The sequence below is a fragment of the Butyricicoccus pullicaecorum genome, assembly GCF_002160355.1.
GTDB lineage: Bacteria > Bacillota > Clostridia > Oscillospirales > Butyricicoccaceae > Butyricicoccus > Butyricicoccus pullicaecorum.
The window spans coordinates 37180-50758 of the sequence record NZ_NFKK01000017.1 but is presented as its reverse complement, the minus strand read 5'-3'; the positions used below and the strand labels follow the sequence as shown (position 1 = coordinate 50758).

The following is a 13579-nucleotide window of genomic DNA, read 5'->3' as shown; positions in this document are numbered from 1 at the left end:
TGATGCACAGACGGCCTGCTTTTTTACTTTGCCCAGTGCTGAACCGCATCGCGCAGGAAGCGGGCACAGCCCGGAACCTGACGGTCATAGTAGGCGATGAATCGCTCGTCTGCTACATAAAGCTCTGCGATTCCACGGTGCTTGGCCGGGTCGTACCGGTTGCCAGTGATGGTCAGCCAGCGGCGGTGCAAGTCGGTAATCGCCCGTCCTTGCTCGCTCTGCGGGGACAATCCAGCCTGCACGGCATCTTCCAGTCGGTTCTGGATCTCCTGCCCCAGATTGCTCCATTCCTCATACTGCGCCTGCGTCAAGCCCATGACCGCAGCGTGTGCCGCGTCCACCTGCTCATCTCCATATTTGGCACGAATTTCCGCCCCGTAGGTCTGTTCGTTATGCGCTACGACTCTCTCCTTGAATGCTTCAAACTTCTGTGCGTCGCTCATGATCTCATTCCTTTCCTGTGCTCTGATGGTGTCTTTCACCGATCGAATCAGTGCTTGCAGCCGTTTCTGCTCGGTCTCCAAAGCGGTCAGGTGACTGCGCAGAGCAGCTAAACGGTCAAAGGAAGGATTGTCCAGGCATTCTTTGATCTGTGCCAGCTCCACCCCAAGCGCACGGTAATAGAGAATGTCCTGCAATCGGTCGACCTCTGCCCCGCTGTAATAGCGGTAACCGCTCTCCGCCACCCGGCTGGGCTTGAGCAGACCAATCTCGTCGTACCAGCGCAGGGTGCGGGTGGTCACCCCGGACAGGCGCGACAGCTGCTGAATGGAATATTCCATGTTCATCCCTCCTTACCGACAGTGTAACAGTTGACGGAACGTCAAAGTCAAGAGAAAAATATATTTCTTTCGGAAGATTTCAAAATCTGGTATACTGATGGCAGCACAACGATGAGAGGAGGCCATCTTATGTTTGGACCAAACCCCGACGCCATTCACCCGAACGAATCCATTCCCAGTCTTTGCTATATCAAAAACGTCATCACTCGCCCCAACATTGAGATTGGTGCGTACACTTACTATGACGATGCCGCGACCGGAGGCGTGGATTTTGAGTCCCACGTGACCCATCACTATGAATTTATCGGTGACAAACTCATCATCGGCAAGTTCTGTGCCATCGGCAAGGGCGTAGAATTTGTGATGAACGGAGCCAATCACCGCATGGCCTCGGTCACAACCTATCCCTTTAACATCTTCGCACACGGATGGGAGAAATGCACGCCGACGCTGGACGAGCTGCCCTTCAAGGGCGATACCGTAGTGGGCAACGACGTGTGGATTGGACAGAATGTCACAGTCATGCCCGGTGTGCACATCGGTGACGGTGCGATCATCGGTACAAATGCGGTCGTTGCCAGCGATATCCCGCCCTACACGATTGCAGCCGGAAATCCCTGCCGTGTGATTCGTCCCCGCTTTGACCCGGAACTGACCGACTACCTGCTCGCGCTGCGGTGGTGGGACTGGGATGCGGACAAGATCTTCCGCAACTTAGAAGCCCTGTGCAGCGGTGATCTGACCCAGATCCGCAAGATCGTCCCGTAATGGACGCAGACAACGTTCGTCATTATCTTTTTATGCGAGGTATCCCCATGGAACTCGGTCTGACCTTCCCCTTACAGCGTTTTCTCAAACAAAAAACCGACTACGGTACCCAACCCGACCGCCGGTACTGCTGGGACGCGCACGTCATCGACCTGCGCGGATGCAAAAGTCTGCTCGCCGTCCACTGTCACAGCCGGTACACCTTTGTGTGCTTCGACGTGTCCCCGCTCGCGTGGCGCGATTTGCCCGCGCTCTTTGAAACCGGACTGCGCGACAGTCTGACCGCTGCCGGGTTCACCCAGCCGGTCATCGACGGCTATCTGTCCCGCGCAGGTGCGCTTTCCCTGACCCGCACGCATGGTCGTCGGGAAGTCGCCTTCCTCAACCGTGCATGGGATGACGTGCTCGCGCTCGACATGGCCGTGGACACCGCTACGCAGGTGCAGCCCCTGCTCGATGCCGCCGTCAACGCCCGTCCAAGCCGCTGCGTTGGCTTCGATGGACTGGGCACGGCTGCGTCGCGCATTGCATGTTCCCTTTCGGGTGACTGAATGCCATTTTACAGACAAAAACCGCCCTTGCAGGCGGTTTTGCTTTTGTTTTAAGGAAATACACTCACAGACCGGTCTGCACCAGACGGTCTGCCAGAAATTCGCGCAGTTCGGGCAGCGTGCCGGTAATCAGGTCGCGCTTTTGCAGAACGGTCACCGACTCCGCATAAATGGGCAGCATCAAGTCCTCTGTCTCGATGAGATAGGTTAGCTGCGTGAGCGGTACGGTGTACTTCTGGTCGGGCTGGTCGAGCGTCTCCATCATAATCTCCTGCTCGGAAATGGTGAATCGCACCTGCTCCATCGTCTGCGGGTCGGTTTCTCGCGTGAGCAGCTTCTGTGCTGCGCGATCATAAGCAGTCACACGACGGCGTCTGCCTGTAAACAGGCATACCAGACCGAGCACGGCCAGACCAATACCCAACGGCAGCAGATTGCCGAACTCTTGCGGACTGCCATGTCCCACAACGCACAGGAAGAATGCGCTGAGCATGCTCAGTACACCAAGCAACATGCGCTGATACTTCCACAGCACAACTATGCCGCATGCAACTCCCGTCGTTCCGGCAATCAGCAGAACATACAGCCCGGCGGGATCGGTCACAGCCGGGATGAGCAGCAGCATACCCAGAAACCAGTCGATCAGTCCCAACACCGTACGCCGTCTGCGGCGTTTTCTGCGCACCTCTGCGGGTGCTTTGGGCACTCGGCGCAGCCGGTCGACCAAACGCCAAGTACCCGGGTACTTGCGTCTGGACTCCTGCTCATTATAAGCTTCCAGCGCACAGCTAACCTGCGGCATCAGGGCTGCGGTATCCATCGGGCTGATTCGGAAGACAAATTCAGACGACATGGCGTGGCCTCCTTGTACGCTCAAAAGGTTATTTTTATGATCTATCTGCAAAATATTCCTGTAAATATGAAATAGTATATCATAGGTTTTTATCCACTTTATGAAATTTTTGCAAATTATATTTCCCGTGTTTTGTCTTATATCATCGGTTTTTCGTCACATTTTTCCTGCATTTTTATCTGAAAAATGGCAGAAATTCTCATTTTGTTCTTTCAATCGCTCACAGCGCATGTTACAATGAACAAAATACCGTGCGCTCTGCCGCGTGTCGACTGGAGGCCGTCCCTCATGCAAGAAAAATCTGACTCCCGCTCATTTACCGCCGTCTGGCTGTGTCTGTTCCTGTTCAGCGGCTTGTTTGCCGTGCTGCAAGCCTTCATCCTGCCCCCGCTCCATCTACCCCAAGGCATTATGTTCATGCTGTGTTCCTGCCTGGCCGCCTCTCCAATTCTCTGCTACGGCAGCCGTACCGGTGTCTGGCGACTCTATCCGGTGACCGGCACACAGCGTCCCCCGGTGCGCGTCTTTCTCTATCTGTTCAGCATCATTCTGATTCTCAATCTGCTGCTCTCTCTGTGCACGCCTGCCATAGAACACGCGCTGCGTCTGGCCGGCATCGGCCTGCGTGAGGTCACCATCAATACAGCCTCTTCCCTGTCGCTGACTCTGTACGTCTGCATCGTTGCCCCAATCGTTGAGGAACTGATTTACCGCGGTGTTATCCTGCGCAAGCTGCTGCCCTATGGCACGCATCTGGCAATCGTGCTGCCGGCGGTGTGCTTCGCACTGATGCACCACAATTTCTATCAGGGGCTGTCCGCTGTACTGGGTGGTCTGGTCTATGGCTTTGTCGCCCTGCGCTACTCGCTCGCCGCGTCCATCTGTCTGCACATCGCAAAAAATACCGTTTCAACCGTGCTTCCGCTGCTCGAAAAGGGCGGCGAACTGGGCGCTTGGGCCACGCTTCTGCTCTTCTTCATCGCCGGCGTTTTTGTGCTGATCGGCTCTATCGTCGTCATCCGTCGTAAGTCGTTCCGGCTTCCGCAGTCTGTGTCCTTCCCCAACCAGCCGCGTGCCATTCTGTCCCATCCTGCGCTCTGGCTGGTCCTGCTGTTTGACACGGTGATGCTGATTGTGCTGAGCTTTACCCACGTGTAACAGCATCTATATCACAAAAACCGCCTTTTCAGGCGGTTTTGTTGTCCTGTCATACATTTTGATCGGCGTAAGTCTGTCTCAACCGTTCTAAAATCTCCTCGTCTGCCGGGCAGAAGGCATACTGTCCGATTTCATCCGCAGTGATCCAGCGAATGTCATTGTGCTCGAGCATCTGCGGCTCACCCTCCACGATGGAGGCGTGAAAAAGGACCAAGTGGACGGTAATGTCCGGGTAAGTGTGCGTGACTTCCATAAACGGCTTGCCGACCGACACCGTAACCCCAAGCTCTTCCCGGCACTCACGCACCAGCGCTTGTTCCCCGGCCTCTCCCGGCTCTACCTTTCCGCCGACAAACTCCCACAAAAGCCCCCGCGCTTTATGCGCCGGTCGCTGACAGATCATAAACTCTTTGCCCCGCCAAATCAGGGCAGCTACTACTTCGGTCACCATATTTTTCCTCCGTTAGTCGTTCTTTTTCTCAATTATACGGCCTTTTTAGGGAAAAGGAAATAGAGAAGAGTGAAGAAGTAAAAATCATCCCTTCACTTATTACCGATTCCCTATTACTTCTTACTTCCAAAAATCGACTTCTCCGTTTTCACGGAAAAGCGAATCGAACATCGCGAATAAGCAAAAAAAAAACGACAAGCTCCTTGCGAAACTTGTCGATTTTTGGTGGACCTGGAGGGATTCGAACCCTTGACCTCTCGGATGCGAACCGAACGCTCTCGCAAGGTGGTAAGTTTTCTGCCCACGGACTGCGGTGTATGGTTTGATAAAAATGCTGGACGAGGAGCAGATGCAAGAAACACTACCCCCAGTTTTTCAATAAGGAGGGAGTGGACAGCAAGCTTATATGCGTAGAAGACCAAAAGTTATTTTTTTGCCATGACAAATTTGTTCTTGACAAGGAAAGGCGGCCTGGTGTATAATGGGAATAATTCATCAGGGTAAAATTTTTTTAGAAAGTTATTGTTATTTATTAGCCGTGACAAAAGAGGTGAAAGGATGAAATTGCAGGACCTTGCGAGTGTTCGCAGCGGCCTGGTCTTGTCGAGAAAACAGGCCAAAGAGCCAAGTGAGTATCGATATCCCTTGATTAATCTGCGGTGTATCCAGCAGGAAGGGACAATTCAATTAAAAGAGGCCGATATTTATGAAGCAAAAGAACCGCTGAAAGAAGAATACCTCTCGCAAAGCGGAGATATCATTGTCCGCCTTACAGCTCCCTATACAGCAGTTCTGATTGATGAAACTACATCTGGAATGGTGGTTTCCTCAAACTTTGTAGTGATTCGAGTTGAAGATAAGAGCCTGTTGCCGGAGTATCTTTTTTGGTTGCTGAATACAGAAAAGATAAAACGAAAAATTTATGAGAATGCAACCAGTAATATGCTTGGCGCAGTTAACGCAAGATTTTTAGCTGACTTTGAATTGGCCCTTCTTTCCGTGGAGGATCAGCGTAAAATCTCCCAGTTCAATCTGCTGGCAAAAAAAGAACGCCAATTACTTAGGATGTTGGCAGATGAAAAAGAAAAGTATTATGCTGGTGTACTGAATCAGGCGTACAAAAGAGCAAAGAAAGGGAAATGAAGATGACAACCAGAAAAGATATTGAACAGGTCCTGTGGAACGCCTGTGATAGTTTCCGCGGCAAGATCGACAGTTCCCGCTATAAAGACTATATCCTCTCTATGCTGTTCGTAAAGTACCTCAGCGATGTTTCCAAAGAGAGGCGCGAAGGGTATATCAAACAGTATGACGGGGATATGCGCCGGGTGGAACGGGCCATGAGCCGGGAACGCTTTGCAATGGACGAGCAGTCCACCTTCGACTATCTCTATGCCAACCGGAACGATGCTGAAATCGGCCAGAAAATCAATGTGGCATTGAACCATATTGAGGAACATAACAGCGGAAAGTTGCGCAATGTATTCCGGGCCATCGACTTCAACTCCCAGGTAGACTTCGGTGAACCCAAAGAGAAGAACGCTACCCTGCGCAACTTGCTGGAGGATTTCAACGGTCTGGATCTGCGTCCCAGTCAGCTGGGTTCCGCCGATATCATCGGAGATGCCTACGAGTACATGATTGCTATGTTCGCCTCTGATGCCGGAAAGAAGGGAGGCGAGTTCTTCACGCCAAGCCAGGTCTCTGAGTTGGTGGCTTCTCTGGTTCAGCCCAAAGAGAATGACCGAATCTACGACCCCACCTGCGGCAGCGGCGGTTTGTTGCTGAAAGCCTATAAAAAAGTACCCAGTGGCAAGGTGGCTATCTATGGCCAGGAGCTCAACGCTCAGACCTGGGCTCTCTGCACTATGAATATGTTCCTGCACGGTGTGGATGACGCCAGGATCTGGCAGGGCGATACTCTCTCCAATCCTCAGAATGTTGAGGATGATAATTTAATGAAGTTCCAGGTTGTGGTGGCAAATCCGCCGTTCAGTCTGGATAAGTGGGACAGTGGATTCCTCTCAGAGGCCGAAGCGGACAGCAAGGGAAAGAAGAAAATGTCCGCTGAACTGGATCAATACCACCGTTTCGATTGGGGTGTGCCTCCTACTTCCAAAGGCGACTACGCCTTTGTGCTGCACATGCTCTCCAGCCTGGATGCGGAAAACGGCCGCATGGCAGTGGTGCTGCCCCATGGTGTTCTGTTCCGTGGGGCCAGCGAGGGAAAAATTCGCCGTCAGTTGGTGGAGATGAATCTGCTGGATGCAGTCATTGGCCTCCCTGCCAACCTGTTTTACGGCACCGGTATCCCTGCCTGTATCCTGATATTCAAGAAGAACCGGACATGCCGTGATGTGCTGTTCATCGACGCCTCTGGGGACGGGAACTTCGAAAAGGGTAAGAACCAGAACATTCTGCGGGACAGCGACATCACCCGCATTGTCAATGCCTATCAAGCACGACAGAACGAGGATAAGTATAGCTATGTGGCCTCCTTCGACGAGATTAAGGAGAACGACTTCAACTTGAATATCCCCCGGTATGTGGATACCTTTGAGGAAGAAGAACTGGTGGATATTGAAGAGGTACAGCGGAACATTGCTAATATTGAGGCAGAACTGGCCCAGGTTCAAGCACAGATAAAGAAGTATCTGAAAGAGTTGGGGCTATAAGGAGGATAACATGGAGCGTATTAAAGATATTATCGTTGATGATAACTCTAATGTGCGTGTATATTTGCTTAAAAAGAAGGGGTATAAAGGCCAATATGAAGCCGTTGTGTTTCCTAATGCACTGGATCAAAAAATCAAGGAGACCTATGCTACGAATTATGAGCACTTTTGTGGTGAAAGAAAGATTGCAGAATACGATAGTGTGCATAGTGAAAAAGGAACAATTAAAAAAATACCACTGGCTGACCTGCCGTATTGGAACAACATGATAGTTGCTTTATCTACCGCTGATCAGAATGGAATTATTTTAAATAAAGAGAATTTTACTGACAATTATGCTGCCATTGTATTAGCCTATGAGAGAGTAAAAGATGATCATGTTGAGAAAACTTATTTAATTGCGCAGTATCGTAAAGTTGAATCATGGTATAAACGTAGTGTAAAGTTCGGCTTTGTAGCAAACACCATTAAACAGAAGGATGAAGAGATTTTTGTACTTAATGGTTGTATCGATACTGCAATTGTTGCTGAAGATGTCTTTGTCCTTCAGGAGACAGCTTTTGAAAAAGTATTTAGTTATTATGAAAAATCAAAGCGTACCGTTGCCGCTAAGAAAGCTGAAATTGAAAATTGGAAATTCTTAGATAATCCAAAGTCGTTTTATGAGGATGTTGTCGGTAAAAAGGGTGCGACCACGAAACTTGCACGTGCATTAGAGAAAGCAGTTGGAGATTTTTCTGCTTTAGAGCCTGCAACAGTAAAGCACACTCTTTCTCAGTATGATGAGTTTAAAGACCTTGCTTATGATGAGAATGATTGCATTAAGTTTACTCCGTCCGTAAGGGATTTGATTATAGATATTCTTCGGCTAACATATGCACGAGATTTGTTTTCTGATAGTTTGGTTCATACCAAGGGGGTATAGTTATGCTCCGGAAGTTGGTGATGTATCTCTCTGCATTTTTACCGATGTTTTTGATTATGTGGATCAAAGAGATACTATTGGGAATCCGAAATGTGCTGGAAAAACCATGGAAGTATTCCTGGAAAAGTATTTATCTAAATCCATATTTGATTGGGGAAATTATAGTAATTTTTCTTATCGGACTAATATTATATTGTTTGCTGAAACGTAATCAAAGGACCAGCGTGTATACTATAACGCTTAAAACAGTAAAAAATCGGTCTGCGGAATACTATCTTGCATACTATTCGCTGTTTATTTTAGCCCTAATTGAATTTTCGCTAACAGATCCAATCGATTTGACGGTTTTATCACTTTTACTTCTTGTATTGGGTATTGTTTATATCAAAAACGATCTGTTCTTTATGAATCCTACAGTTAACATTTTTCAGAGCTATATCTATGAAGTCGAGTACGAGACACATCAAACTACTATATCAAAACTTATTATCTCTCCGGTAAAACTTTCAGAAGGGAACATCATAGATATTGATGTTTCAGAGTTTGAGTTTACCTTTTTTAGGAGGAAACATGAAGACAGAGACTAAACAGCGAATAGAGCAAATCCGGCACGGAAATGTTCCAGAGGGATATAAAAAAACAAAAGCAGGGATTCTCCCTGCTGATTGGGATGTGCATATGCTTGGAGATTGCCTTAGCCGTGTGGAGAGACCGGTGGAGATTAAGCCTAACGAATTGTATACGCAAATCGGTATCCGTTCCCACGGAAAAGGCCTTTTCTATAAAGAACCAGTTACAGGCGCAGTACTGGGAAATAAGTCTGTTTTTTGGATTGAGCCGGACTGCTTTATAGTAAATATTGTTTTCGCATGGGAACAGGCAATTGGAAAGACCACACAATCTGAAGTAGGAATGATTGGTTCCCACCGTTTTCCGATGTACCGTCCTGTAAACGATAGAGTTGATGTCGATTACCTGATTTCTTATTTTTTGACAAAGCGAGGAACTGATATTCTGGAGGCAGCCTCTCCTGGAGGAGCAGGGCGAAACAAAACTCTGGGGCAAGATCGCTTTTTAAAAAGCAAAATCATACTGCCGCCCATTGAAGAACAACGAAAAATTGCCGCTATCCTTACCACCCAGGATAAGGTGATTGAACTGAAAGAGAAGAGACTGGTCGAAAAGCAGCGACAAAAAAAGTATCTCATGCAGCAGTTATTGACCGGGAAAAAGCGCCTTCCGGGGTTTAGTGGACAATGGGAGATAAAAGGGTTTAATCAGGTTTTTACATTTGGTGCCACAAACACATTTTCAAGAGAATGTATGTGCGAAGATAGTACAGGGGTAAAAAATATACATTATGGTGATATACTTGTAAGATATGGAGAAGTTCTCAAACTGTCTGAACAAGAAATACCGTCATTGCTTTCGGATATCGGTGCAAAAATTACCACCTTTGTTGATGATGGAGATGTTGTTATTGCTGATACGGCTGAAGATTTGACTGCTGGTAAAGTAGTTGAGGTACAGGAAACGCATGGGAAAAAGGTTGCAGCTGGACTGCATACTATGTTGTGTAAACCTATAAAAGGTTGTTTTGCGCCAGGGTGGTTAGGCTATTATATGAATTCTGAAACCTATCACAAGCAGCTTGTTCCATATATAGCTGGAGTAAAAGTAATGTCAATATCTAAAGGTAATATTGTGAAGACACATATATTGGTGCCGCCTATTGAGGAACAAACCGCTATTGTTAAAGTTTTTTCCACTACTGACCATGAAATTGACCTGCTCCAGCGGGACATCGAACAAGAAAAACAAAAGAAAAAAGCTCTGATGCAGCTCTTGCTGACGGGCATTGTGAGGGTGAAAACATGACGGAAAAAGAATTGCAGGAACACGCCTTCAAAGAACTGCTAAAGAAGGTTGTGGATAACGGGCAGAATTACACGGAAAAAATGAAGTCTGACCTGAAAGAAATCATTGACCACGGCAAATCTCCTGAGGAGATTTGTGAAGCAACGCTTGCCTATTTTGCTATGTGTAGATGGCAGTGAAAGGAGGTGAACACGCATGGCAACCAATCCCCCCAGCGGTGACGGACATAGAAACGGAGCAGTAAAAGGACGTTCCCAAGTTTTAAACCCTAAAACCGGCCTGTATACAAAACGGAACACCGAAAACGGTCAGTTCATGGATGTTAAGACTACCGGTGGAAAGTTTAAGGGAGTCCGCAAAGAAAAGTAAATCCAGAGACAGGAGAGCGAGGCGGGATTTCCCGCCCCGCTATTCCTGCTTTTACTGATATTTCCGAAAGGAGGCAACCATGGACAAATCCCTGTACTTAGAAAAGAATATCAGCCAGCAGCCGGCCATTGATCTGCTGCGGTCCATGGGCTATACCTACATATCACCGGAGGACTGCGAGGCGCAGAGAGGCAGCCGATACCATGTGCTGCTGAAAGACATCCTCCGGGGCCAGCTGCGGCGGCTCAACCGCTATGCCTTCGCCGGCGCGGAAAACGAGTTCTCCGCCGCCAACATCGAGCGGGCTATGGAAGATCTGGACGAGCCTTTAACTGACGGTCTGATCCGCTCCAGTGAAAAAATCTATGATGCCCTGTTGCTGGGCAAAAGCTATCCAGAGACTGTCGGTGAGGGTAAAACCCTCAGTTTCAATCTGAAGTATATTGACTGGGAACATCCGGAGAACAACCTGTTCCATGTTACCGAAGAGTTTGCAGTAGACAGCCGGGACAAGATTCACAATGCCCGGCCGGATATCGTGCTGTTTATCAACGGTATCCCATTCGCTGTCATTGAGTGTAAAACGCCCCAGATCAGCGTAGAACAGGCTGTGGAGCAGAACATCCGCAACCAGCAAAAGGAGTATATCCCACAGCTCTACAAGTTTGCTCAGATCGTGATGGCGACCAATAAAAACGCTGTGAAGTATGCCACCACCGGCACGCCTAAAAAATTTTGGAATGTATGGAAGGAACAGGACACCGCTTTTCTGGAAGAGGCACTGGCCCAGCATGTGACTGGCCGGACCTCCACTGAACAGGATCGGAATGTGATTTCTCTGTTCAGCAAAGCACGGGTCATGGAACTGATCCGGTACTTTGTGCTCTTTGATGCCAATGTAAAGAAGATTTGCCGGTATCAGCAGTATTTTGCCATCAAAGAGATTATCAAGACCATTCAGCAGTCGGACGAAAAGGGCAACCGTCAAAGCGGCGTCATTTGGCATACTCAGGGCAGCGGCAAGAGCCTGACCATGGTTATGCTGGCAAAGTATATTTTAATGGAACTGTCCGACTGTAACCCGAAAGTAGTCGTTGTCACGGACCGTAAGGAACTGGATCGACAGATCGCCGCCACCTTTGCTCATACCCGTCTCAATCCGGCCCGGGCCACCAGCGGGCGGAATCTGGTGGAGCTGCTGAATAGCGGCAAGGCGGATGTGGTTACTACCATCATCAATAAGTTCAACACCGCTGAGAAAATGGAGCACAAGAATTTTTCACGGGATGTGTTCCTGCTGGTGGATGAGAGCCACCGTTCCAACTATGGCCTGCTGGCCACCAAAATGAGGGCGGTGTTCCCCAATGCCTGCTACATCGGCTTCACCGGCACGCCTTTGATGAAAAAAGAGAAGAACACCATGGCCAAGTTCGGAAAGCTGATCCATAAATATACCATTAAGGACGGTGTGGATGACGGAGCCATTGTGCCACTCATTTACGAAGGCCGCTTTGTGGAACAGAATGTGGACGAGGCAAATATCGACCTCTGGTTCAAACAGACTACCAAGCGGCTGACGGAAGCGCAGCGGGATGACCTTTCCCGGAAATGGAGCAGTATCCGCCGCTTGACCTCCACCGATGCCCGTATTAAGCGGATCGCTCTGGACATCAATGAGCACTTCATTGATGGGTACAAAGATACCGGCTTTAAGGCTATGCTGGCCACTAACTACAAGCGGGATGCAATTCGGTATCTGGAGTGTTTTGAGCAATTTGGGGATTTGAACTGTGCCGTGGTGATCTCACCGCCTGATCTGCGGGAAAGCGTAGACGATATAGACGAGGGTGCCGACGATAAGGTCATTGCCTACTGGAATAAAATGATGAACCGCTACGGTGACGCAGATGCCTACGAAGAGGCAATGAAGAACCAGTTCTGCGCAGGGGACATCGATATTCTTATTGTGTGCAGTAAGCTGCTTACCGGTTTTGATGCCCCCATCTGCCAGGTGCTCTACATTGACAAAGAGTTGAAAGAACACGGTCTGCTCCAGGCTATTGCCCGCACCAATCGTCTGTATGAAGGCAAGGACTATGGCCTCATTGTGGACTACCGTGGACTGATTGAGAAGTTGGATACCGCTATGGATCTGTACAGTGGCGCCGGGCTGGAGAACTTTGACAGTGGAGACCTGAAGGGCGTCGTGGTGGATGTCATGTCGTCTGTGGCTGGCCTGCGGGAAGCCTATACCCGGCTGACGGAACTGTTTACAGACTTGAAAAATCCACGCGACACTGAAGAAGTGGAAGTGTTTCTTGCTGACGATAAGAAGCGAGAGAACTTTTATAATCTCCTCTGTGCCTTTGGCAAAGCGTTGAATATGGTGCTGAATGCGGAACAGGCGTATGCAGCCATTCCGAAGGATGAATTGAAGCAGTATCAAAACACTTTTATCTTTTTCTCCAAGGTACGCCGTAGCGTGAAAATCCGTTACTGCGATGCCATTGATAACCGGGAATATGAGCCGCTGATGCAAAATCTTCTTGATACACACCTCTCGGTAGCCGGTCTGAAACAGATTACCAGCCCCATCGATATTCTGAACAAGGATGACTTTGAGCGGGAATTGGAGGAATTGGGATCTCTTCGAGCAAAGGCGGACGCTATTACCAGCAAGTTGACCCGCAGCATCAGCGAAAAATATCAGGAGAATCCCGCCTATTACGACAGTTTCTCCAAGCGGATCAAGGACGCATTGGAGCAGTACAAGGAAAAGGTGATCTCTGAGGCCGAATATCTGGCAAAGATGCGTACCATCATGGAAGACTATCACGCCGGAAAAAGCACCGTGACCTATCCGGAATCCATTAAGAATAATGTCCACGCCCAGGCGTTTTACGGTGTTCTGTCAGCGGTATTCGACGAAGCAAAAGAAGCGGAAGTTTCTCCTGATTTTGCTGCGGAGATTGCGGAAGAGATTACAAAAATTGTGGCCAACCACAGTCAAGTGGATTGGACCAACAACAAAACAATCCACGACCGAATCTCGCAGGATATTGATGACCTTTTTTATGACTATGAGAAAGAACGGGGATTAAAACTGTCTTTTGACACCATTGATAAGATCATCGAAAATGTCAAAACAGTAGCACTTCGGAGGTTTTGA

Annotated in this window: 14 protein-coding genes; 11 read left to right on the top strand and 3 right to left on the bottom strand. The window is 48.8% G+C overall.

All coding sequences use genetic code 11. The annotated features are described in order from the left end of the window. Positions 1 to 23: 23 nt before the first annotated feature. Positions 24 to 782, bottom strand: coding sequence for a MerR family transcriptional regulator (locus tag B5F17_RS11795; protein ID WP_087374085.1), 759 nt, complete (start codon positions 780 to 782; stop codon positions 24 to 26). 129 nt (positions 783 to 911) lie between these two features. Here B5F17_RS11795 and B5F17_RS11790 point away from each other — a divergent pair, with 129 nt between their 5' ends. Then, a complete protein-coding gene (locus B5F17_RS11790) occupies positions 912 to 1550 on the top strand; it encodes a Vat family streptogramin A O-acetyltransferase (RefSeq protein ID WP_087374083.1) in 639 nt (212 codons plus the stop codon). Positions 1551 to 1597: 47 nt separating this feature from the next. After that, on the top strand, positions 1598 to 2101 hold the full coding sequence (locus B5F17_RS11785) for a DUF6933 domain-containing protein (protein WP_087374112.1): 504 nt from the start codon (positions 1598 to 1600) through the stop codon (positions 2099 to 2101). Positions 2102 to 2165: 64 nt separating this feature from the next. Here B5F17_RS11785 and B5F17_RS11780 read toward each other — a convergent pair whose 3' ends face one another. Continuing rightward, positions 2166 to 2954 (bottom strand): hypothetical protein, encoded by a 789-nt coding sequence (locus tag B5F17_RS11780; protein ID WP_087374081.1) that lies wholly within the window; start codon positions 2952 to 2954, stop codon positions 2166 to 2168. Between the two features lie 288 nt (positions 2955 to 3242). Here B5F17_RS11780 and B5F17_RS11775 point away from each other — a divergent pair, with 288 nt between their 5' ends. Continuing rightward, positions 3243 to 4112, top strand: a complete 870-nt coding sequence (locus tag B5F17_RS11775; RefSeq protein WP_162608172.1) for a CPBP family intramembrane glutamic endopeptidase — start codon at positions 3243 to 3245, stop codon at positions 4110 to 4112. A 49-nt stretch (positions 4113 to 4161) separates the two neighbouring features. On the opposite strand, the gene B5F17_RS11770 is transcribed toward B5F17_RS11775, so the two are convergent. Further along, positions 4162 to 4560, bottom strand: a complete 399-nt coding sequence (locus B5F17_RS11770; RefSeq protein WP_164470521.1) for a (deoxy)nucleoside triphosphate pyrophosphohydrolase — start codon at positions 4558 to 4560, stop codon at positions 4162 to 4164. A 561-nt stretch (positions 4561 to 5121) separates the two neighbouring features. On the opposite strand from B5F17_RS11770, the gene B5F17_RS11765 reads away from it, so the two are divergent. The 8 genes from B5F17_RS11765 (at position 5122) to B5F17_RS11735 (ending at position 13579) form a co-directional block, all read left to right on the top strand. Continuing rightward, positions 5122 to 5706 carry a restriction endonuclease subunit S gene (locus B5F17_RS11765; RefSeq protein WP_087374074.1) on the top strand — a complete coding sequence of 195 codons (585 nt, stop codon included), beginning with the start codon at positions 5122 to 5124 and terminating at the stop codon, positions 5704 to 5706. Positions 5707 to 5708: 2 nt separating this feature from the next. After that, positions 5709 to 7238, top strand: coding sequence for a type I restriction-modification system subunit M (locus B5F17_RS11760; RefSeq protein ID WP_206396733.1), 1530 nt, complete (start codon positions 5709 to 5711; stop codon positions 7236 to 7238). A gap of 10 nt (positions 7239 to 7248) precedes the next feature. Continuing rightward, a complete protein-coding gene (locus B5F17_RS11755; protein ID WP_087374071.1) occupies positions 7249 to 8163 on the top strand; it encodes a Kiwa anti-phage protein KwaB-like domain-containing protein in 915 nt (304 codons plus the stop codon). A 2-nt stretch (positions 8164 to 8165) separates the two neighbouring features. Continuing rightward, entirely contained in the window at positions 8166 to 8750 is a 585-nt protein-coding gene (locus B5F17_RS14885; RefSeq protein ID WP_087374069.1) for a KwaA family protein, read from the top strand. Next, positions 8734 to 10041: a restriction endonuclease subunit S gene (locus B5F17_RS11745; protein WP_162608171.1), complete on the top strand. Its 1308-nt coding sequence runs from the start codon at positions 8734 to 8736 to the stop codon at positions 10039 to 10041. Before B5F17_RS14885 ends, B5F17_RS11745 begins: the two co-directional genes overlap by 17 nt. After that, positions 10038 to 10220 carry a hypothetical protein gene (locus B5F17_RS11740; protein ID WP_087374064.1) on the top strand — a complete coding sequence of 61 codons (183 nt, stop codon included), beginning with the start codon at positions 10038 to 10040 and terminating at the stop codon, positions 10218 to 10220. Before B5F17_RS11745 ends, B5F17_RS11740 begins: the two co-directional genes overlap by 4 nt. 16 nt (positions 10221 to 10236) lie before the next feature. Beyond that, the gene (locus B5F17_RS14975) at positions 10237 to 10410 is read left to right on the top strand and encodes a hypothetical protein (protein ID WP_164470518.1); all 174 of its coding nucleotides are present in this window, start codon (positions 10237 to 10239) and stop codon (positions 10408 to 10410) included. A 79-nt stretch (positions 10411 to 10489) separates the two neighbouring features. Further along, positions 10490 to 13579, top strand: a complete 3090-nt coding sequence (locus tag B5F17_RS11735; RefSeq protein WP_087374062.1) for a type I restriction endonuclease subunit R — start codon at positions 10490 to 10492, stop codon at positions 13577 to 13579.

Excerpts from the sequence above, each read along its gene's own strand:
- B5F17_RS14885 (WP_087374069.1), top strand. The coding sequence starts at position 8,166 with ATGCTCCGGAAGTTGGTGATGTATCTCTCTGCATTTTTACCGATGTTT.
- B5F17_RS11790 (WP_087374083.1), top strand. The coding sequence starts at position 912 with ATGTTTGGACCAAACCCCGACGCCATTCACCCGAACGAATCCATTCCC.
- B5F17_RS11775 (WP_162608172.1), top strand. The coding sequence starts at position 3,243 with ATGCAAGAAAAATCTGACTCCCGCTCATTTACCGCCGTCTGGCTGTGT.
- B5F17_RS11745 (WP_162608171.1), top strand. The coding sequence starts at position 8,734 with ATGAAGACAGAGACTAAACAGCGAATAGAGCAAATCCGGCACGGAAAT.
- B5F17_RS14975 (WP_164470518.1), top strand. The coding sequence starts at position 10,237 with ATGGCAACCAATCCCCCCAGCGGTGACGGACATAGAAACGGAGCAGTA.
- B5F17_RS11765 (WP_087374074.1), top strand. The coding sequence starts at position 5,122 with ATGAAATTGCAGGACCTTGCGAGTGTTCGCAGCGGCCTGGTCTTGTCG.
- B5F17_RS11735 (WP_087374062.1), top strand. The coding sequence starts at position 10,490 with ATGGACAAATCCCTGTACTTAGAAAAGAATATCAGCCAGCAGCCGGCC.
- B5F17_RS11740 (WP_087374064.1), top strand. The coding sequence starts at position 10,038 with ATGACGGAAAAAGAATTGCAGGAACACGCCTTCAAAGAACTGCTAAAG.
- B5F17_RS11795 (WP_087374085.1), bottom strand. The coding sequence starts at position 782 with ATGGAATATTCCATTCAGCAGCTGTCGCGCCTGTCCGGGGTGACCACC.
- B5F17_RS11785 (WP_087374112.1), top strand. The coding sequence starts at position 1,598 with ATGGAACTCGGTCTGACCTTCCCCTTACAGCGTTTTCTCAAACAAAAA.
- B5F17_RS11760 (WP_206396733.1), top strand. The coding sequence starts at position 5,709 with ATGACAACCAGAAAAGATATTGAACAGGTCCTGTGGAACGCCTGTGAT.
- B5F17_RS11780 (WP_087374081.1), bottom strand. The coding sequence starts at position 2,954 with ATGTCGTCTGAATTTGTCTTCCGAATCAGCCCGATGGATACCGCAGCC.
- B5F17_RS11755 (WP_087374071.1), top strand. The coding sequence starts at position 7,249 with ATGGAGCGTATTAAAGATATTATCGTTGATGATAACTCTAATGTGCGT.